Raw genomic sequence first — 20,974 nt, 5'->3', positions numbered from 1 at the left:
AAACCAACCAACAACCGATACTTCGATCAAGTTTCTTTTCACAATCTATATTGAAAAGAGCTTATCGGTAAGAAGTATCGGTTTTTTGTAATGTTTGGCAATGAGGTCACAGCAGGATAAGAACATGCGGAGGAAGATAAATATGCCTTTATTTGAAAGATATATCGGAATAGATTACTCGGGAGCAGATAAGCCACGCTCCAAAATTAAAGGTCTGGCTGTTGTGCAGGGAAGTATGTATTCACCTGCTTCTCTAGTCTATCCCTCTACTGTGAGTTCGCTTACTTCTAGAACATCATCTGACAAAGATCATCTCTGGTCAAGAGAAGAAGTGTATCTCTGGTTACGGGATCAGTTATTATCCAGTCAAGAACGAATGATTATCGGTATCGATCATGGGCTGTCGTATCCTTTGTCAGTGTTGCAACAATTGGAATTGGATCAGTGGGATGATTTTCTCAAATGGAGTTATCAGACATGGCAGACGACCAGACTTACCATGAAGCAAAGTAAAGAACAAGCCCATTACACCAACTCTATCGCTAAGCGATTAGTGGAACGTGAATTTGTACCTTCAACCAAAAGTGTAGTCGATCTGGATCGTGTCTCCGGGATGCAAGGGGCAGTCTCTTATTCGACCCATACCGGATTAGCATGGATTTATCGTCTACGATACTGGCAAAAAAGACATGGAATGAACATCCACTTCTGGCCATTTGATGGTAAAATAATACCAAAAGACCATCATGTGATTGTCGAAGCGTATCCTTCATTGTACAAAAGAAGAATGATCACCGAACCTCATCTATCCAATATCTCGACCTATAGTGAACATGAACGTGATGCGTATTATATTGCAGCATGGATGCAAGAGCGCGATCAAGAAGAAACGTTAGCACCTTATCTGTCTTTGCCTACATTAAGTAGAGCAGAATATCAATTGAGTCTGTTAGAAGGATGGGTATTGGGATGCTTGTAACAGACTTGCTATCATGCCGAATCAGTATATTTACTGCATAGCGCTATCCCAACAATCATATGGAGGAATACAGATGAATAATAAGATTCGATTATTTACGTTAGCGTATGCAGGTGGTAATGCTTATATTTATAATTCATGGAAAAAATCATTACAGCCACAGATTGAATTGATTCCGATTGAGCTTCCCGGTCATGGACACCGAATTGCAGAGCCATTAGTTAGCGATGTGGCAGTAGTTGTTAACGATCTATGGCAACAGATCCGCCCGTATTTTCAAGACCATCGTCCGTTTGCTTTTTTCGGGCATAGTATGGGCAGTCTTCTTGCATTTGAAATGATACATAAAGTGTATACGGAAACAGGTCGTTATCCGGTAACAAGCCTATTCTCAGGACGAGTAGCTCCTCATATTGCCAGTCGCAAAGAATGGAGCCAACTTTCAGATCAAGCCTTTATAGAAAAAGTCATTACCCTCGGCGGAATACCGGATGTTATACTGGAACATAAGGAATTGTTGGAGATGATTATTCCTGTATTGCGTGCCGATTTTAGGCTTGTAGAGCAATATCGTTATAACAAGCAGTATGAAGTATTTCCGTTCCCGATCACTGTCTTAACCGGAGAACAGGATCAAATGACAACGATAGATATCGAGGCATGGAGTGAGTATTCATCACTTCCAACGACATTCAAATCTTATCATGGTGGACATTTCTTTATTAATACTTGCGCAGAACAGGTGCTTGCCGATATCCGAATGATTTTGTTACAGCATGAGAGGAGCATATCGCTATGAAAGTCGTATTATCTACATTGAACGCCAAGTATATTCATACATCACTTGCGATTCGTTGCCTAAAAGCTTTTAGTGAAAAAGACTTTGATATTGAACTTGCCGAATTTACAATCAAAGATCCAGTGATGAATATTGTATCTGATTTATTTCAACGTAAGCCTGATGTGATCGGATTCTCTTGTTATATCTGGAATATTGAAGAAACGATTAAAGTGGTCGATATTCTCAAAAAAGTCATGCCAGAAGTGAAAATTGTACTCGGTGGCCCTGAAGTATCTTATGATACCGAATACTGGATGAAGCGTGTCAGCAATATCGACTTTATCGTGATTGGTGAAGGCGAAGAAACGTTCCATCATTTACTACAAGAGATCGAAGGAGCAGGCAAATATCATTTTGTCTACGGGGTAGCATACCGCAAAGGCGAAGAACTGATTATGATGCCGGGTCGTCCGAAGCTTGATCTCAATGAATTACCTTCTCCATACCGATTCGTCGAAGATGTACCGGAACTTGCCAAGCGGGTTGTATATTTTGAAACGAGTCGTGGTTGTCCGTTTAGCTGTCAATTTTGCTTATCCAGTATTGAAGTCGGTGTGCGCTACTTTGATATCGAACGTACCAAAAGCGATATTCTGTACTTGATCGATCAAGGTGCCAAATTAATCAAGTTCGTTGATCGTACGTTTAATATTAAGCGTGATTATGCGATGGAAATGTTCGAGTTTTTAATAGCGAATCATAATGGATGTACATTCCAATTTGAGATTACAGCAGATATTATGCGTCCGGAAGTGTTAGATTATCTAGCAGAACATGCACCACCGGGTGTATTCCGCTTTGAGATTGGTGTGCAATCCACTAATGATCCGACCAATGAACTGGTGAAGCGTCGTCAGAACTTTACCAAGCTTAGTCGGACAGTAACGAAGATCAAAGAATCTGGTAATATCGATCAGCATTTGGACTTGATCGCAGGATTGCCACTTGAAGATTATGATACATTCCGCAAAACATTTAACGATGTATTTGCTTTAGGGCCGGAAGAATTACAATTAGGATTCCTCAAAATGTTACGCGGAACAGGGCTTCGAATCGATGCAGACAAGTATCAGTATACCTATATGGATCATGCGCCGTATGAGATTCTAAGTAGCGATAAGCTGTCTTTTGAAGATATTGTACGCTTGAAGCGTCTGGAAGATGTATTGGAGAAATACTGGAATGCGCATCGGATGGATTATACGCTGAATTACTTGTTATACAATGAGTTCCAGTCGCCATTTGACTTTTTCCAGGAGTTCGGGAATTACTGGGAAGCCCAAGGCTGGCAAAAGATCGGTCACCAATTGGAAGATTTATTTACCCATTTACAAGCCTTCTTAATGGATCGCCAGACACCTCGTATGGATGTGGTACTGGGATTGATGAAGTTAGACTACTTCCTCAACCATAAGTACAAACCACGTAAAATCTGGTGGGACTTCACGATGAACAAAGACCAGATGTCCAGCCATATTAGACATGCGATTCAACAACCGGAAGACTTTTCAACCGAGTTTGTTGATTTGAAATTAAATGATAAAGAGCTTCATAAGCATACAGTGATGGAAGAACTGCCATTCCGTCTGGATAAAATCCTTGTCGGCGAACCCTTAACGGCTAGCGAAGGACGCAGTCTGTTACTAGTAGCGTATCAGCAGAATGAACAGCAAAAACCTATATTTTTCACTACTGCTTTATCGCCTGAAGGGGCAGCAATGTAAGACCAAGAAGCACCAGTTATATTGTAATGATATAGCTGGTGTTTTTATTTAATTTACTTTATTTAATTTAAAGGAGTGAAAAAATGGATAATCCTAAAGAAAATAAGAATGAAATTAAGTTCAATTTCTCTTTAATATTGAGTTATATTTTTTTGGGAATGTTAGTAACGGAAATTTATATAATTATTAATATGTTTGTAGCTAGATTTTTGTTTTATATTACAGGAGTTTTAGATCCAAAAAGCGATTGGATAATCGGCTTGATTTATGTTGGTTTAATTTATATAGGATTTCTAAATAAGGAATCGAGAAAAAAGTGGTATTTAATTTTTAAAAGTAAAAGATTTGATTTACTTATACTTGTTTCAACAGGTATTATTTTAACATTCGTATATGAGGGATTTGGAATATTTTTTATCCAAAAATGGATTGATGATCTTTCAGCGATGCAAATCTCAGGTTTAATAGTTTCACCGATTGTTATTATTGGAATTACATATTTACAGATTTATATTAACAAAAAAGCAGAACTAAGAAAAAAGAAAGATGAGAAAGATAAATCATCAAATTTCATGAGTGATTTGGCAGAAGAAAAAAGAGAAAATGATAAATTTGATTTAACTAATCAGGCAAATAACTTTGCAGAAAATGTATACAATAATGGTTCCAAAGAAAGTTTGGTATTTGGAATTGATGCTCCTTGGGGTTCAGGTAAATCTACATTTGTAAATTTTTGCAAAGAGTACTGGGAAGAAAAATATAAAGAAAAAATCATTGTGTATAATTTCGATGTTCTTAGATATGAAGATGAAAAGAATTTATTTAATAAGTTTGTCGATGGTTTGATAAAAGAAATTAAAAATAATATGTTCGCACCAGAATTGGAATCTTTAATTTCAAAATATGCAAAAATTCTAACAGACTCAAAAGCCACTATTTCTTTAGGTCCTTTCAGATTTGGTTCACCTATAGAAGAAGAGTCTATTGATAAAATAGTAGATCGCCTTAAAGATATTCTTAAAAGAATAGATTATAAAATTATTATTATTATTGATGATTTGGATCGACTTAATTTTTCTAGCATTAAAGAAATTCTTTTTGTTATAAAAAAAGCTTTTACTTTTCCTAATATATCGTATGTGCTTTGCTATGATACAGAAAATATTTCTGCTTTGGAGCAACAAAAAGTTAATGAAGAAAAACTATCTGAATTTTTAGAAAAATTTATAAATATAAAAATTAGTATTTTCGTAGAACAATTATTTATGAAAAACTATTTTTTACAAGTTGAAGAACAATCTTTATCTAGCGATTTGTTAAATAATAATAAATTTATATTGAAGTCAGTTGAAGGATTAAGAGAAATTTTTGATGGAACCGATTTCCATCATTATTTTTCATTTATTGGAGATGCAAGAAAAATAAAAAGATTAGTCAATACTATTCTTTTATTAAAAGTAGAGGAAACAGATTTTTATAATTATGACTTCGATAGACAAGATCTTATTCACTTATTATTAATTTATATAAATTATCCAATAATTTTTAAAAAGATTTATAGTACTGAAATGTATGGGAAGAGCGGTTTTTTTTCTCTAGTGCTTCCACATGATAAGGGGTATCCAAAAGAGAAAGATTCGGAATTCCAAAGTTCTAATGGAAATAATTATAAAAACTCTATCTATTACAACGATTATCTTCAAAAGTTATCTAATGATCAAAGATTTATTTTAAATAAAGTATTTGAAGCAAAATACAGGTTAAATACAGGTATTAGAGAATCATCAAAAGAAATATTGAAAAATCATACTTATGCTTGTTTTAATAAAAATCTTATTCGTTATTTAGATCTTATTGTAAAAATGGCTCAGCCTATAAAAACTGAACAATATAACTTTTATAATAATGAGTTATACAAATTTACAAGTGAACAGGGATTAAATATAAATGAAATTTTATTACAATCGGATTTTAAAAATAATATTTTTAATCAGTTAGAATTTTTCAAGGTCATATTAAACAATTCATACCATAATATTAGTAAAGAAAAAGCTAGAGAAATTATTAGCTATATTGCAAGTAACTTATCAAGATATTCACTTATAAAAACATTAGAAAACGATTTTAGTACTAGAGAGGTAATGATATATTTTCTTGTAAAATTATTAGATGAAATTGGATGGGAAGATGGTGGTATTAGACGCCAAAATAATGTTGATGAGAATGTGTTATTGATTTCTTATTGGATATATGGAGAAAAAGAGTATGAGAATATAGGGATTTTAGATACACTTATTAATAATACTAATGATATTCTTGGAATACATGATTTGTTATCTTTTCGTTCAAATTGTATCGCAGGTCCAAATTCTAATATGTTTAACTTAGCTAGGGCACTCTCTTTACATTCTAATTCTGTAGCAATTCTTTCTGGTGTAGTACTTGATTTGGTTATTGAAGAAATGCGAGAGCTATCTCAAAAAGTATTCAAAATTTTTAAGATTAAATATATAGATCATAGGAAAAATATTTTTGAAGATGTATATGATTTAACTTCTAAAGAAATTTTAGGAGATAATTCTCAAAATTTTAAAGATTTAATCAATAATAAGGAAATAGCTAAATTAGAATTGGAAAATAAAACAGAATACACAAAAGATAGTATTATATGGTCTATTATCTTTTATCTTGGCAATATTGAATCGAGTGGTACAATTGGTTGTGGTTATTATGATACAGAAGGTAATCAAGATAATCATGAGATTAATATTTTAGTGAATGATTATTTATTTGATATATGTTTTGGTCTAAATGAACTCAAAGATAATTACAAGTATTTTTTAAATTATCTATTGCTTATAAAAAATGGGAATAAAACTTCTCGTATTATATTAAATCAGCAATTAAAGTTAGAAGATTTTACGTCTGTTTTAAGCAAAGAAAAAATCATTGAATATTGGGATAAAAACAATCAAGAAATTAAATCTAGAAATTATGAAAAGGATCATAGTTCTTTATATTTCAAAAGATATAAGGATAGTTATAAAGAAGATATAATTGAAATCTATAAACTGTTAGATGAAGAAATTAGTAAGGGATCATAAATAAAAAAAGAGCCATTAGGCTCTTTTTTATTTATAAATATTCAATTCACTAAACAGTTCAATAGCATCCTTAAATCCTTGCAAATAAATTCGACTTTCCACAATAGCTTGTAATTCAAGTTGAACATCTTCATACATAAATGCATTATGTTGCAAATGGTCTGGTAAAGAATTTCTCATAACTGAAAATTGTTTGTCGCATTCATCGCGAAGAGAAACATATGTAGATTCAGCCTCTTGTAGATCAGAATACAATACTTCTAATCGTTTACGTATTAGAGGTTCAAGCATTATTTCTAAAGATTTTTCTGTATTAAGCATATAATCATCTCTCTTTCAATTAACTCTATAAGGTTATTATATAACTCTGTAATATTAATGTGAAGTAGAATTTTAACTTTATAGAGTTAATTAATACGTTGTATATTGAATAAAAGAAAAGTGAAAGATAAGATAATAGCTATAAGGGGTGAATGAAGTGCTTAAATGTAATTTAAGAATATTAATGGCTGAACATCGAATCGATGATATTACAGAATTAATGAAATTGTCGGGGCTTAGTCGCAATTCGATTAATAAGCTTTATCGAGAAGAAAATGTAGAAACCACTAAGCTAGAAACATTATTTAAATTATGTGATACATTTCAGTGTCAATTGTCTGACTTGATTGAGTACCAACCTGATCAAAAAGAAGCAGACAATAAATAGATAATAAAAAAAGCCATCCTTCAGGATGGCTTAAGCACGCATACTCATACGTTCCAATCTAGATTCTACTCGAAATATACGATGATTCAGTATAGCTAATTCCGAATCTTTTTCACAAAAATAATCATCAAACGTTTCTAACAGAGCGACAATATCTTTGGGTTGATCATTTTCAAGACGAACGACAGCAGTATGAATATCACTGATTTTAATATTAGTTTGCACTTGATTTTGCTCTAAGCGAACTTGGTTTTCTTCTAGTCGTGATTGACTTTGCTCCAAGCGGGATTGACTTTCTGTTAGTTGGATCTGATTTTGAGCCAGACGAACCTGGTTTTCTTCCATACGTAATTGATTTTTTTGTAAATCCGTTTGATTTTGTTCAAATTGAAGTTGGTTTTTTTCTAGTTGTGACTGTCTTTCTGCTAAAAGAATTTGATTCTGATTAAGTTCTTGTATGCCATCTTTTAGAGATTGATTATCTTGGTGAAGCGATAGCACATCTGTTTGGACTAACTTGATCTCCTGCAAAATCTGTTGAAGCATATGTTCCATCTATTCCACACCTTTCAGCCCTATACATAGCACGTAAATAAATATTTTATTGTATCATTATAACTTAATTACGTATTTTTGAAAAGGCAGAAACATAGACGAATTACTCTTTTTCGACTCCTGCCACTACCCAACGTTTGCTATACTTTTGCATCCGTGGATGAAGAGAAGTAGGTTCTTCTGTCAAAACGATTTTGAGCTTACTGATCCATTCTTCAAAAGAAGAAAATGACGCGAATAAGTTCGCCATATCAGGAGTCATCAGTAGAAAATAAGGAGATTGGTATTGATCTACCAGATGGCGTAATGCGGCTTCGATCGGTGTGTATTTTTTGCGTTTGCCATCCCAGCCTTCTACGGTGATACTTTTGCGTTCGGTTTCTCGTTTCCAGGCATGTAGACGGTCTTCACGCTTGTAATAAGCAGATACGGGCTCTTTGGACATGCGCTTTACTGTCTGCTCATGCAGTGGATAGAGCACCAAGCGTGTAAATTGCATATGATCCATCGTTCGTAGCGCCAAGTTCAGATCATCATCTGTTGTGTGTTCGAACGAATCGTAATAAATAAGCGTTCCTTTGCTTTTTTCAATTACAGGTTCATAGCCATAAGGTACAGTTGTATGTGAATTGGATTTCATCAAAACGCCCCCTGATTGTAAACGGATATATGTGTATATAACCCTATTTTGTGCAATTAGACAAGTTTTAATATTGAGGTAGAATAGTAAAGAAACATTGAATTTTACATCTACGAATGGAGGATTATGATGATTAAAGGATTGTACGAAGCATTGCTACCTGTCAAAGATATGAATAGATCACTCGCTTTTTATGAAAAATTGGGACTTGAGATTGCCCACCGCGGAGAAAGTCTGAGTTTTGTGTGGATCGAAAAAGGAATCAGTTGGCTAGGGTTATGGGAAGGGGAACAGGTCAATACTCCATATCATCCTTCTTTGCGTCATATTGCATTTCGCGTCGATTATGAAGATATCCAGCAAGCTAAAGAGTGGCTAAAAGCAAAAGGAATCGATGTCCGCGAAGTGTTTGGCTTTCAACCGATTGCCCCGATTGTATTACCAAATAGACCTCAGGCGCATGCGGCTATTTATTTTGATGATCCTGATGGTAACTTGTTAGAATTTATTTGTCCGCTTGAATTAGATACATCCGATCAGGAACAGATGATCTATTTGCATGAATGGGAAGAATTACAGTCCAACCGAGGTAAAGAGTGACTACAGTTATGAATAATGATTTTAATGATTGGTTAGAGCAGACTTTTCCACAAATGAAGTTAGAAGTGCCTTTGTTTTATAACTTTCCTTTAGGATTGCGGTTTGAATTAGGAGTACCTTATCGTGGTATTGATGATCCGACTTATTTTGAACAACTTCAACAACGTGCTGTATCTTTATTTGAAGCTGTATTTGCTGAAAGTGAACAAGTATGTGTAATGACTTGTACTTATCAGGCTGTATTATCTGATATTGAACGTATTGAGCGAAATGAAGTTCAGGTATTATCAACGTATCTACAACCAGAATGTCTTTCACAGGTTAAGCTCCATTCGCAACAACCTGATTATGATGAAGATACAGCAGAATTAAACGGATATATTCAAAGCCAATATGTATGGTGTACGATCCATGATCTTGATTATGCAGGGATTTTCAAAGCGATTAGTTATACAGATTTTCCAGAGCGAGGAGTTTCTTTATCTGAAAGCGTGTATCTTATAGAACCCAAGCAACAAATCATCTTCCATATGTACGATGATCGTGGACTCGATATTGTAGGTATGCAAAAAGGTTCATTACAACGCTTGTATGAGCAATATTATGATTGGCTTTTACCGTATGATTTGGAAAAGATGGATCAGGTTTTTGGGACATAAATAAAGGAGGTACTTATGAGTGCTAGCAGTTATAGATGGATCGGAAGTGAGCAACCTTTTTTAGATACGCCAACGATAACAGAGCAACATGGGATACATATAGGATGGTACGGTGGACATACAGGAGCAGGCGCTTATAAAAATGAAGATGGCTTATTGGTGATGCAAAGTGCAGATGGTTCTGCCAGGCTAGCTGTTCTTTTGGATGCTCATCAGACAGCGACCAGTGCAGCATTGATTATTGATACGTTACAACAAGATGAATCTAGACTTCAAGCGATGTTAGAACAACCTGATCTATTCGATGTATTTGAAAAGTATATTGTAGACTTGTTTTCCAGTGTATCTTTTCGTCAAGCGTGTCAGCAGGTAACCGGAGAAACGTCTTGTCTGATCGTTTTGCAAAAAGAAGCTTATCTATGGTGGTTTTCTGTAGGTGATTGTATGGCATATTTACTTCATTCTGATCTAGCAGACTGGGGTCAATATGGACTGAATCAGCGACAGTTTTATGAATGGATAGGACAGGTGAATACGTTCGATCTGGAAGTTCCTTGTTACACGATTGGCAAAAGGCAGTTACGAGCAGGGAATAATATTATCGTCTTAATGACAGATGGTGTAGTCGATACGCCTGATCATTATTTTGAACGTCCTACACATCTATATCAAACATTGGTGAATGATCACGATCTTACGTCAAATATAGAGTCCATCTTACAACACATTCATACTCAACAGGGCAAAGATAGCGCAACGATCATGAGCTGGCAATATACCAATCATCAAGCACCACAGATGCCATCTGATATGCCTTCAATTTGAGATTCTAAGTCATACCAATACGCAAATCAGAATGGAGATCATGATGAACAAACGAGCCGCAGGAATCAGTCTGATCGCGATAGCCGCCTTTTTGTATAGTGTGAAATACATGAGTGCTGCAATATGGGGATCAGGAACAACTACATGGAACAGTGAACTGTTTGATACTTTTTCAAATAGTGTAGGTCAAGCACCTTTATATTTGAGTTGGATATCATTAGCCGCAGGGATTCTATATCTATATCACGCAGAAGCGGAGCAGAAACGTTATCTGAATAGTGCAAATAAAGATGAACCATTAGAAGACGTAGAGGAAGTAACCAACCCAAATCATTCTCAACACTAAAGGAAAAAAATAAAAAATACTTATTAGTAATATTTTGAATACAAAATATTAAATCGAACGTATATACCTTTATCTACATAAGAGGAGAGGAATATTATTTCGATTCATTTTCATTTTCATATGGGTCACTGGACAGGTCGTTTGTTTACCCCACTTTTATTTATCATAGGTTTGTTTTTATTGTATGTAAGCTGGCGCTTGCTGAAGACTCACTTGTACCGACTACGTCATTGGACACGCACTGTAGGCGTAATCATAGATCGTCATACGGATATAGACATTGATACCGATCTATATTTTGATGATCGAGACGATGATGATCGGCATTATGTGAATATAAGACGTAGCTTTAAAGTAGAGTTCTATACCACAACAGGACATATTGTTTCGTTCTGGCATCCATCTCGAACCAAATATAGTCTTAATCTTAGAGGAACAAGGATCAACATCTTATACGATCCGGCTGATCCACAATCTGCTGTGATTGCAGATGGGATTAGTGGAGGATGGAGTAAAGTTTGGTTTGTAGCATTTCTAGGTGTGGTGTTTTTGGGAAGTGGAGTGCTAGCTGTTATGTTATAACAAAAAGACCGTTGCTATTATAGAACGGTCTTTTTGCGTCTATTTATTAAATTAAAGGATTACCGATACTTCGCGTGCTTGAATATCTAATTCTTGAGCTGCCGAAGAGATTTGGGTGAAATCACTCATCGCTACTTGAATCTGTTGCTGGCTTTGTTCTACGGTGGATTGAGCTTCGTTGGTGCCTTTAGCGATTTTCTCAATTTCACGTGTAATCGCATCTACACTATCACGTACTTCAATAATAGATTGTTCTACCATTTTCGATAGCTTGCGTACTTCTTTGGCAACGATATCGAATCCACGTCCAAATTCACCGGCATGAGCGGCTTCTATCGCTGCATTTAAAGCAAGCAAATGCGTCTGAGAAGAAATATCCCGAATTGTCTGCACTACTCCTTGAATCGATAATGCCTGTTGCTGAAGGTTCATCAAAGTATGTTTGTTTTCAGCAGAGACATCTGCAATTTTGTTTATACTTTGCAATAATTCTTGACTGCGGTTAATCCCTTTATTGGCACGTTCACTCATATGATCTGCCATATTTTGTAGCTCGGTGACGACAGTAGTCATATGGTTTTGGCGCTGTGTAATATTGGTTGCGATTTTGGAGATACCAATAACTTGATGATTGTCGTCTTCGAAAATAGGCATATACGTGGCTTCTAACCAGATTGAGTTGCCGTTAGCATCCATACGTTCGATTTTATTTTGAAAGCTTTCTCCAGATAAAAGACTTTTCCAAAATAGTTCATATTGAGGACTGTTCACAAACTCAGGAAAACAAAAAGACCGATGATCCATTCCTTGCATTTCTTCACGTGTATAACCCATAGTACGAGCAAAGATATCGTTTACATAAGCTACACGTCGATGAGTATCAAATCGAATAATAGCAAGGTTATTCTCCAAAGCTTTGACTACTAAAGCATCCATTGATTGTTGATTATAGTTCTGCACAAGTAACTTCCTCTCACAAATAAAATCATCCAATTCAGCTATTCTTTTTTTTCAAAACGAGTAAGATCATTTAAGTAAGGATTATTTTTAGATAGAAGTCTCACGTTTATATTGATTATAATATCGACCATTTTCAAGCGTTTAATTAGGGTTAGAGCCATATATTCGATTATAAATTTACATATATATGGATGTATTGATACAAACTTCGATAAAAATACAGCGATAGATGTACAGTATATCCAAAATCATGTATACTTTTTGTCCGACCACGTAATCTTGATAATCTTTAGAGTGAAAGGACGATACCACAATGACAACCACACCGAATAGTACAGAGCAGATACAAGAACAAGTGATTCAAGATACAGCCCAATTTGTGAAATCGGTTCTTTCTGAGGATACGAGTGGGCATGATTGGTGGCACATTCACCGTGTTGTACAAATGACCGAACGTATTACAGCGACTGAAGGAGGCAATCGATTTGTTGCAGTGATGGCGGCTTTGCTTCATGATGTAGCAGACGAAAAGCTCAATGTCTCCAAAGAAGCAGGTATGCGTAAAGTAACCGATTGGTTAGATACACAATCGATCCCTCCAGCCGATGTGGAACATATAATAGAGATTATCGCGACTATGTCTTACAATGGCGGGAACAATCCTCCTGTACGTACACTTGAAGGACAGATTGTACAAGACGCTGATCGTCTGGATGCGATTGGAGCTATCTCTATTGCTCGCGTATTTGTTTATTCAGGGCATACCGGTCGTCCTATTCATGATCCTGATATTCCAGTCCGTACTTCAATGACTTCTGAACAATATCGCAATGAGAAGAGTACAGCTATTAATCATTTCCATGAAAAATTGCTCAAATTAAAAGATATGATCAATACGCCTTCTGCACGTATCATCGCGGAAGAACGTCATCAATATATGCAAGAATATGTAGACCGCTTTTACAAAGAATGGAATGGCGAAATCTAAATGAATAAGAATACATTAAGACTTGTAGTAGGGAAAAAGATATAACCCTACGCAAGTTTTTTTTGCATTCAGGTCAAACGCTTGTTCTGTACTTTGGAGAAATGTATACTTAAAAGTAAGGTAATACAGAATAAATGTGGCTATGATTGTATGGCTTGTCTAAGTAGTTATACGTTATTACACCTACTTCTAACTGATATTATTCTTATTGTATAGAAGGAAATACTTATCCATACAATACGATATACTACACAAAGGAGAGATGCACCATGAAACGTTTTTTCGATGAATTAGGTGAGCCTTATAGTATCTGGTATTTATTGCATCATGGCAAACCGGTACTGGTAGAATGCCCTAAATGTGCTGGCCCTGCTTCTATCACCGACAATGAATCAATAGAAATGCGATGTTCCCATTGTTTTTATATGCAAAAGTATCCAATGGACTATGATTATAGAGCAAGCGGGGTGTGTACATCTTGCGAGCGTTGGTTTAACGTGCAAGTGACAGACAAAGGTCAACAGCAACATAAAAATGTACATATTCGTTGCCCATACTGCCATACCAGTAATCAAGTACCTCTCAACAAAAAAACATCTCATGGATGTTCTTCTGGATTTGTGATTAAAGATGGGAAAGACCCTTTTTTTCAATTAAATCTATATTTGCTCACCCATTATCGAGGCAAATTGATCTGGGCAATGAATCATGAACATTTGAATTATCTTATTGATTATATTTCGGCTGATCTGCGGATGAAGCCTTCTTTGTATATTAAGCGTCATGCGTCCTATCGTTTACCGAAGTATATGAAAGATGCCAAAAATAGAGATGGGATCGTCAAAGCATTACAAAAGGTACAGCATAAGTATGAACATAGTCATAGTATAGTCTAATTGTATTTGCCCAAAGAGGAGGGAAATAATATGAATCCAAATCAACAGCAAATCGTTGATTTATATGAAAAAGGAGAATTACAACACGCCAAGTTTGATCATTTTGTAGAACTGTTGCCTGTGATGAATAAGATAGAAAATCAATGGCTCTATCTTAATGTGAAAAAGTGGGAAAGCAATCCGCTTACTACCCCTATTTATTATTTTAATGAAGATTGGCTGAATGAATTGGAGTATCAAGGAGGAACCATTACCAACGCTCGTAAAGATATTTTTCCTGATTGGGTGGATGATCAACATATACAAACGTGGTTAGAATTAGCTACGTTCGAAGATATTATTGATATTTTGCACAATACAGGCAAAACGCCCACACCTGAAATGATGGTGATTGCGATTAATTATTATTATGAGTACGATGCTTTTTTGGAATACGATGACGTGTTAGCTAGAATGGACAATCATTAAAATTATTGAAGGAGTTGTGTTCTATGAGTGAGTCAGATACATATCGGTTTCAGGTCAATCTTAGTGGAATGATTAATATTTTATCCAATCATTTATACAGTAATCCTAAAGTATTTTTACGTGAAGTTTTACAAAATGCTGTCGATGCTGTAACCGCGCGTTCGCAACAAGATGCTACTTATCAAGGAAGTATCCATCTTGAGTTAACAGGTTCAGGGGCTGGTTCGACATTGATGATCGAAGACGATGGCATTGGCTTAACAAGAGAAGATGTACATGAATTTTTGGCGATGATCGGTCAGTCGTCTAAGCGTAGTGGAGCAGATGCGTTTACACAAGAGACTTCCTTTATCGGACGATTCGGGATTGGACTGTTATCTTGCTTTATGGTGAGTGATGAGATCGTTATGGTGACTCAATCTGCCAAAGGTGGCAAAGCGCTAGAGTGGCGTGGTAATCCAGATGGTACTTATCATATTCGTGAACTAGAGACAGAATTATCCCCAGGGACGAAAGTATATTTACGTTGCAAGCCTGATTGTGAAATGTATTATGAATCTGAATTGTTGCAACAATGGATCTATGATTATGGTGCATTATTGCCCTACCCGATTACATTTCGTGATGAGCAGACTCAGCGCATTATTAACGATCAGCGTCCTGTATGGCTGGATGATCCAGAACGAGCACGAGGTCATCGTGATGAAGTATTGCAACTGGGACAGCGTCTACTCGGAGAGAGATTTCAAGATTATATTCCGTTGCGAACTGCTTCAGGACGTACAGGTGGTATCGCTTATATTTTGCCACACTCTGTGAATCTGAATGTGAAGAAATCGAATCGAGTCTATTTGAAATATATGCTAGTCTCAGAAAAAGCAGAAAACATTTTGCCAGACTGGGCGTTTTTTGTGAAAAGTATTATCTGGACAGATGAATTACAACCGACAGCATCTCGTGAACATTTCTACGAAAACGAGAAGTTGGAAGAAGTTCGTCAAGAACTAGGAAATAGTATTCGTGCTGAATTGCTACGTATGGCAGAATATGAGCCTGATCGATTGCAACGCATTATTCAATTGCATGCGTTATCAATGAAAGCTCTTGCGGTTGAAGATACATCATTTTTCCAGATTATTTATCGCTGGTTGCCTTTTGAGACAACATACGGTCGCCGTAAAGTACATGAATTACTAGCAGATAATCAGAAAATGTATTATACGACCAGTCTGGACGAATATCGTCAGATTACTCATGTTGCTTCTGCACAATCGTTATTAGTGGTAAATGGTGGTTATGTGTACGATGCAGAACTGATTGCTCTTCTTCCTGAAGTATGTGCAGAAGCGAATACAGAGCGCTTAATTCCAGAAGATGTCTCTCTTGCTTTTACCGATATTACGACAGAAGAGCGCAAGCAATATTATGAAGCCGTTCGTTATGCAGATGTTGCTTTGCAACGATTCCGCTGTCAGATTCAACTCAAACGGTTCAAACCGGAAGATTTACCAGCCTTATTTACTTTATCGCAAGAAGCTTCGGATTTGCGCTCTATTGAGACATCCAAATCAGTTAGCCCACTTGCTTTAACTTCTGTACTGCAAAGTCTAAGTTCTTCATTGCAACAGTCTGCTTATTCGACACTTTATCTGAATATAAACAATTCAGTCGTAGAGCGTATTTTCCAAGCTAAAAATGAAAGTATGATTGTTGTTGCTATCGAAATGTTATATGTAAATGCATTGATGATGGGTCACTATCCGATGAATAGACAAGAGATGCAAGTATTGAATCAAGGCATTGTTCGCTTTTTAGATTGGGGATTATCAGCGAATACAGATCAAGGAGGACATACCGAATGAATAACCAACCTGAACAGATCAATCCAGATTTTGAAGATATTATGGATCAAGCGTATAGTTTGCCTAATGGGAGAGCCAAAATCGCTTTGTTAGAAGAAGCGATTCGAATTGCAGACAGTCTTGGTGATGTAGAACAGGGCTATAGTGCACGCGAAGAATTAGTCGAAACTTGTACTTTTAGCGGTCACCCCATGAAAGCACTGGTAGCATTCTCATGGCTACTAGGTCAATTTGATCAACAACCAGAGGAGTATGATGATTTTACATTATTATGGTCATACAAATGGATTTTGGATTCGATTGCTTCGTTTCCAGAAGTCAGCCGAGCACAAATAGATGAATTATTAGTAGATATGCGTAAACGTTATGAACAATTCGGATATAGTGAACGTTCTTATTATTACTATCGCTTTTCACTACTTAAAGATTATGGTGAAGTGGAAGAAGCACAACAATTTTTAAATAAGACCAAAGCGATGGATCGTGATGAAATGAGTGATTGCGAAGCATGTGAACAACATCAATTCGTAGAGTTTGAAGTGATGAAAGGTAATGACGAGCAGATTATTCGCACAGCTAGACCTATTCTGAAAGGACGAATGACTTGTGGTGAAGTTCCTCATCTGACATTATCGAAAGTGTTAATGCCATTGTATCGTCAAGGTAAATTAGAAGAAGCAGAGAAATATCAAAAACAAGGCTATCGCCTGATTAAAGGCAATCGTGATTTTGTACTTCATTCAGGTGAGCATATGTATTACCTATTAAATATCGATCTTTTGCAGGCTTTGGAAGTATTCGAACAATGGGTTGGGTTATCTTTGGATCATGAGAATCCGCGTGATAAGATGATGTTTAATGCGTATGCGGCTGTACTGTTCAAGCGTCTGGTTGCCGATGGCAATGTGACATCTGTTAAATTACCAGCTAGCTATCCTTATCCTGAGGAAGCACATGATCTACCTGCTCTGGCTAATCGTCTGCAACAAATGGCACTAGAAACAGCAGGGCGGTTAGATCAGCGCAATGGTAACAGCTATTATACGACGTTAATTCAGCAATTATAAAAGCATCTATTATTTACAAGTTAGATACATTCGTTCATATCGCAGATACATGTTCTCTATATACTATGTTCAATGAATCAGTTATACAGAGGAGAGAATATGAAATGAATAGATCTACACGTAATCGTAATTCATTATCTAGCCAAAGACAGCTATCAACTGGACTCGGCAAAGCCAGTTTATTCATCGTAGGGTTGTTGCTTGTAGCAGGATGTGGTAATCAACCATCAACCCCTTCTTCTACATCTGCAACCTCATCGGCGCATGAGATCGTAGAACCGACTGTTACTGAGACAGAGAAGGCGCCGACTACAACAGAACAAGAATCATCTGCTTCTACTACTGATTCTTCATCTGCAACAAGTACTGTTACCGACGATGACACTGATATCTCTGGTACGACCATTCTGGAAGCTGCCAACAAAGGTACATTGCCTGATCTACCTGAAGGTCTATCATTGGGATCAAGTCGGTCAACATTAGTTCAGTTACAAGGTAAGCCTGAACTAGGTGGGACAGAGGGACCTATGCTGAGTTACGGCACACTCGATGTGACTTTCGATGCTAATGATCAAATAGTAGAATTCACTTCAGGGGCAGATGTTTACAAAAAATTAAAGATAGATACGGTTATCGCTAACTTAGGTACACCTGCTGAGACCAATGATACTTCGAAAGATATAGCTTATACAGCAGAAGCCACTTATCATCTGACCAATCGCATGTTTCCGAAATCTTTTCTTATTTTCTCGTATAACACTCAATCGCAGCATATAAATTATGTTCGATTGTATACTGATATCCAGTAATCCAAGCTGGAACCGAAGGCGCTCGTGAAGAGCGTCTTTTTGTTTTGAACGTAAAATGGTATTATTTGTATATATTATCTAGAAGAAGGGGAAGGTAATCATCTATCCACGTATTTTAGTAGTCGTTGGCATTATTGTGTTATTAGCTATTTATAATCATGAAGCCGATAATGGTCTTTTTCATATGGGATTAAAAGATCCTCATGATACGATCCAGAAAGCAACATTTACCTGTAATCCCACGTGGAAGAATGCTTCATGTATAGAGGCTTCATTTACACATCCAGACGATCTACAGATCATTGTAGATGCAATTGAACATGCGAAGCCCGTTGAAGGCATACTCGATATGTCTACAGAGTATAATGCAGAATTAGTTGATAATGATCAGACAACTCATCACTATTCGCTTTCACTAGGATTTGAACATAATGCACGTACAGAAGGTTTACTTTTAGATGGTGCGGATAGTCATCAAGGTTATCGTATTTCCAGTACAGATACGAATCGATTAAGAGATATGATTCTTCAAAGTACTACTTTTCCAGAAGGACTACTAGAGCCTACAGTACGAATCAGTGGGACAATGATTCCGTTATATTCAGGAGCATTTTGTTCGTCTAAGTGGAATCCAGAGACACATCAGTTAGAATCTATATGTGGCATACCACCAGCACCTGATATATTAGATCAAGAGATTGAGGGTCAAGCAATTTCAGTTGCACCTTCATCACAAATAAAAGTCGACTTTCCAACTAAGCCTGCTAAAATAGAATTATACATGGTAAAAAATGGAGAGCATTTTCCAGTAGAAGTAGATAGATCTGGAATGTACACTGTGCCTCTAGAGCGTGGTTATGCAAAGTATGTACTTTCTGCGACATGGAATAAAGATAATAACAGTCAGTATTATTTTGGCGTGTATATTCGTTAGATTGATGATCATTTTATTTTGCTAAAGGAGGATTTTTAATGAATTACAGTCAACGACTTCAGAATCTGGTGTTGCATTTTCAGACCGAATTGAATCGTATTCCTCAAGACGAATTTAGCGCCAAATCTCATCCAGCCAAATGGTCTAAAAAAGAAATTGTCGGTCATCTATGTGATTCGGCAGCCAACAATTATATACGTTTGGTCAAAATTGCTCTGTCTGATTATCCTATTCCGATCGAAGGGTATGATCAAGATCGCTGGGTAGAACTCAATGATTATCATAATAGTTATGATCCGTATGATGTGATTCAGCTCTGGATCAATCGCAATGTACAGATTTCGACAGTACTTGCTCAGATTCCAGAAGAAGATTATACCAAAGAAGGTATTTTACCTTCTGGAGAAAGTGTGACTTTGGAATGGCTAGCTGCTGATTATATCGAGCATATGATTCATCATTTCCGCCAGATTCTAGGCAATGAACGTATCGAGACGATGATCAACCAGAGTAAAAAGTCTAAAGTTGAACATAGCTAAATAAAAGAGTATATTCAGACAGATCATATTCCTCTATTGAAATAGGGATATGATCTGTATTTATGTTGAACGAAAATATCTAAAGAAAGTAGGTTATACATATGATCATCTCTGTTGTAGAACAATTGAAAGTGCATGAACTGGAACCTTTAGTGATCCGAAGTGAACAAGAAGGATTCAAACATCTTCGGCGATTGGTTAACGAATACGTAGCAGGAGAAAATACATTTTCAGGTGAAGGAGAAGCTCTGTATATCGTTCGAGAACAGGAGCAGATTATAGGAGTAGTCGGCTTGAATCAAGATCCTTTTTCTGATCATTCGACAGGTCGAATACGCCGACTGTATGTTCATCCAGACTATCGCCATCTGGGAATTGGCAAGCAATTGGTGCAAAAAGTGACTTCCGAAGCGAAGAAGTTCTATAATATACTTGTATTGTATACAAACAGTGAGCAAGCCAGTCAGTTCTATATACAGCTAGCATTTAAGCAAGAGCATGGCAATCCTCATCGGAGCCATTACAAAGTATTATAGCGTTCTCACATTTATAGGAGCTGATTACATTTTGCCGAAACAAAGAAAAAAATGGATTTTGATTATGATCTTTTTTGCACTTATTTTGAGTATGATTGCAACGGTACCAGGGGAAAAGTCTTATAATCAATGGTTGGTCGATCAATATAATTTGAAGTGTACCAGCGCTAGTGTAACCAGAGATTGCAGTATCAATGGACAAGCGATTGAATGGAAAGACAGAGCAGAACGTCATTTGTTTTTGTACAAAAAAACAACAGATGAATACTCAACCAATAAAGGGAATTTGACGATTGATTCTTTAGGGATATTCGGTCATTACTTTGATATTTCTTCCTCATAAATCCGTTT

General features: G+C 36.3%; 24 protein-coding genes. 20 read left to right on the top strand and 4 right to left on the bottom strand.

What is annotated here, in order from left to right; genetic code table 11:
* Positions 1–142 precede the first annotated feature (142 nt).
* The 4 genes from PQ460_RS17445 (at position 143) to PQ460_RS17430 (ending at position 6,648) form a co-directional block, all read left to right on the top strand.
* Positions 143–979, top strand: a complete 837-nt coding sequence (locus tag PQ460_RS17445) for a hypothetical protein (protein WP_274170588.1) — start codon at positions 143–145, stop codon at positions 977–979.
* A gap of 73 nt (positions 980–1,052) precedes the next feature.
* Positions 1,053–1,778: a thioesterase II family protein gene (locus PQ460_RS17440; RefSeq protein ID WP_273615377.1), complete on the top strand. Its 726-nt coding sequence runs from the start codon at positions 1,053–1,055 to the stop codon at positions 1,776–1,778.
* Positions 1,775–3,544 carry a B12-binding domain-containing radical SAM protein gene (locus PQ460_RS17435; RefSeq protein ID WP_274170587.1) on the top strand — a complete coding sequence of 590 codons (1,770 nt, stop codon included), beginning with the start codon at positions 1,775–1,777 and terminating at the stop codon, positions 3,542–3,544. Before PQ460_RS17440 ends, PQ460_RS17435 begins: the two co-directional genes overlap by 4 nt.
* An 83-nt stretch (positions 3,545–3,627) precedes the next feature.
* Positions 3,628–6,648 (top strand): P-loop NTPase fold protein, encoded by a 3,021-nt coding sequence (locus PQ460_RS17430; protein WP_274170586.1) that lies wholly within the window; start codon positions 3,628–3,630, stop codon positions 6,646–6,648.
* Positions 6,649–6,675: 27 nt separating this feature from the next.
* Here the strand turns inward: PQ460_RS17430 and PQ460_RS17425 are convergent, their stop codons facing one another.
* Positions 6,676–6,969, bottom strand: coding sequence for a hypothetical protein (locus PQ460_RS17425; protein ID WP_274170585.1), 294 nt, complete (start codon positions 6,967–6,969; stop codon positions 6,676–6,678).
* Positions 6,970–7,153: 184 nt separating this feature from the next.
* Here PQ460_RS17425 and PQ460_RS17420 point away from each other — a divergent pair, with 184 nt between their 5' ends.
* A complete protein-coding gene (locus PQ460_RS17420) occupies positions 7,154–7,357 on the top strand; it encodes a helix-turn-helix domain-containing protein (protein ID WP_274170584.1) in 204 nt (67 codons plus the stop codon).
* A gap of 30 nt (positions 7,358–7,387) precedes the next feature.
* Here PQ460_RS17420 and PQ460_RS17415 read toward each other — a convergent pair whose 3' ends face one another.
* Together PQ460_RS17415 and PQ460_RS17410 are read right to left on the bottom strand one after the other, a co-directional pair.
* Positions 7,388–7,912, bottom strand: a complete 525-nt coding sequence (locus tag PQ460_RS17415; protein ID WP_274170583.1) for a hypothetical protein — start codon at positions 7,910–7,912, stop codon at positions 7,388–7,390.
* A 103-nt stretch (positions 7,913–8,015) separates the two neighbouring features.
* Complete coding sequence (locus PQ460_RS17410) at positions 8,016–8,552, bottom strand: hypothetical protein (protein ID WP_273615380.1); 537 nt, start codon at positions 8,550–8,552, stop codon at positions 8,016–8,018.
* Between the two features lie 129 nt (positions 8,553–8,681).
* Between PQ460_RS17410 and PQ460_RS17405 the strand changes: the two genes are divergently transcribed.
* The 5 genes from PQ460_RS17405 (at position 8,682) to PQ460_RS17385 (ending at position 11,564) form a co-directional block, all read left to right on the top strand.
* Entirely contained in the window at positions 8,682–9,152 is a 471-nt protein-coding gene (locus PQ460_RS17405; RefSeq protein ID WP_274170582.1) for a VOC family protein, read from the top strand.
* A gap of 8 nt (positions 9,153–9,160) precedes the next feature.
* On the top strand, positions 9,161–9,811 hold the full coding sequence (locus PQ460_RS17400) for a DUF3885 domain-containing protein (RefSeq protein WP_274170581.1): 651 nt from the start codon (positions 9,161–9,163) through the stop codon (positions 9,809–9,811).
* A 15-nt stretch (positions 9,812–9,826) separates the two neighbouring features.
* Positions 9,827–10,636, top strand: a complete 810-nt coding sequence (locus PQ460_RS17395; RefSeq protein ID WP_274170580.1) for a PP2C family serine/threonine-protein phosphatase — start codon at positions 9,827–9,829, stop codon at positions 10,634–10,636.
* A 43-nt stretch (positions 10,637–10,679) separates the two neighbouring features.
* On the top strand, positions 10,680–10,982 hold the full coding sequence (locus PQ460_RS17390; RefSeq protein ID WP_274170579.1) for a hypothetical protein: 303 nt from the start codon (positions 10,680–10,682) through the stop codon (positions 10,980–10,982).
* A 120-nt stretch (positions 10,983–11,102) separates the two neighbouring features.
* On the top strand, positions 11,103–11,564 hold the full coding sequence (locus PQ460_RS17385) for a DUF3592 domain-containing protein (RefSeq protein ID WP_274170578.1): 462 nt from the start codon (positions 11,103–11,105) through the stop codon (positions 11,562–11,564).
* Between the two features lie 51 nt (positions 11,565–11,615).
* Here PQ460_RS17385 and PQ460_RS17380 read toward each other — a convergent pair whose 3' ends face one another.
* Positions 11,616–12,524: a methyl-accepting chemotaxis protein gene (locus PQ460_RS17380; protein ID WP_443147167.1), complete on the bottom strand. Its 909-nt coding sequence runs from the start codon at positions 12,522–12,524 to the stop codon at positions 11,616–11,618.
* 313 nt (positions 12,525–12,837) lie between these two features.
* Here PQ460_RS17380 and PQ460_RS17375 point away from each other — a divergent pair, with 313 nt between their 5' ends.
* The 10 genes from PQ460_RS17375 to PQ460_RS17330 all read left to right on the top strand — a co-directional run bounded on the left by PQ460_RS17375 (position 12,838) and on the right by PQ460_RS17330 (position 20,966).
* Complete coding sequence (locus PQ460_RS17375) at positions 12,838–13,512, top strand: HD domain-containing protein (RefSeq protein WP_274170577.1); 675 nt, start codon at positions 12,838–12,840, stop codon at positions 13,510–13,512.
* A gap of 269 nt (positions 13,513–13,781) precedes the next feature.
* Complete coding sequence (locus PQ460_RS17370) at positions 13,782–14,408, top strand: hypothetical protein (RefSeq protein ID WP_274170576.1); 627 nt, start codon at positions 13,782–13,784, stop codon at positions 14,406–14,408.
* A gap of 30 nt (positions 14,409–14,438) precedes the next feature.
* A complete protein-coding gene (locus PQ460_RS17365; RefSeq protein ID WP_274170575.1) occupies positions 14,439–14,876 on the top strand; it encodes a DUF7716 domain-containing protein in 438 nt (145 codons plus the stop codon).
* Between the two features lie 23 nt (positions 14,877–14,899).
* Positions 14,900–16,738 (top strand): HSP90 family protein, encoded by a 1,839-nt coding sequence (locus tag PQ460_RS17360; protein WP_274170574.1) that lies wholly within the window; start codon positions 14,900–14,902, stop codon positions 16,736–16,738.
* A complete protein-coding gene (locus tag PQ460_RS17355; protein ID WP_274170573.1) occupies positions 16,735–17,805 on the top strand; it encodes a hypothetical protein in 1,071 nt (356 codons plus the stop codon). The genes PQ460_RS17360 and PQ460_RS17355 overlap by 4 nt, the downstream gene beginning before the upstream one ends.
* Before the next feature lie 104 nt (positions 17,806–17,909).
* Positions 17,910–18,614 carry a DUF4309 domain-containing protein gene (locus PQ460_RS17350; RefSeq protein WP_274170572.1) on the top strand — a complete coding sequence of 235 codons (705 nt, stop codon included), beginning with the start codon at positions 17,910–17,912 and terminating at the stop codon, positions 18,612–18,614.
* Between the two features lie 136 nt (positions 18,615–18,750).
* On the top strand, positions 18,751–19,548 hold the full coding sequence (locus PQ460_RS17345) for a YhfM domain-containing protein (protein WP_274170571.1): 798 nt from the start codon (positions 18,751–18,753) through the stop codon (positions 19,546–19,548).
* A 38-nt stretch (positions 19,549–19,586) separates the two neighbouring features.
* The gene (locus PQ460_RS17340; protein WP_273615392.1) at positions 19,587–20,087 is read left to right on the top strand and encodes a DinB family protein; all 501 of its coding nucleotides are present in this window, start codon (positions 19,587–19,589) and stop codon (positions 20,085–20,087) included.
* 101 nt (positions 20,088–20,188) lie between these two features.
* Positions 20,189–20,623 carry a GNAT family N-acetyltransferase gene (locus tag PQ460_RS17335; RefSeq protein WP_274170570.1) on the top strand — a complete coding sequence of 145 codons (435 nt, stop codon included), beginning with the start codon at positions 20,189–20,191 and terminating at the stop codon, positions 20,621–20,623.
* A gap of 31 nt (positions 20,624–20,654) precedes the next feature.
* A complete protein-coding gene (locus PQ460_RS17330) occupies positions 20,655–20,966 on the top strand; it encodes a hypothetical protein (protein WP_273615394.1) in 312 nt (103 codons plus the stop codon).
* Positions 20,967–20,974: the final 8 nt, after the last annotated feature.

The sequence above is a fragment of the Paenibacillus sp. KACC 21273 genome (assembly GCF_028736095.1).
Lineage (GTDB): Bacteria > Bacillota > Bacilli > Paenibacillales > Paenibacillaceae > Saccharibacillus > Saccharibacillus kyungheensis.
This window is presented reverse-complemented; position numbering and strand designations above follow the sequence as displayed.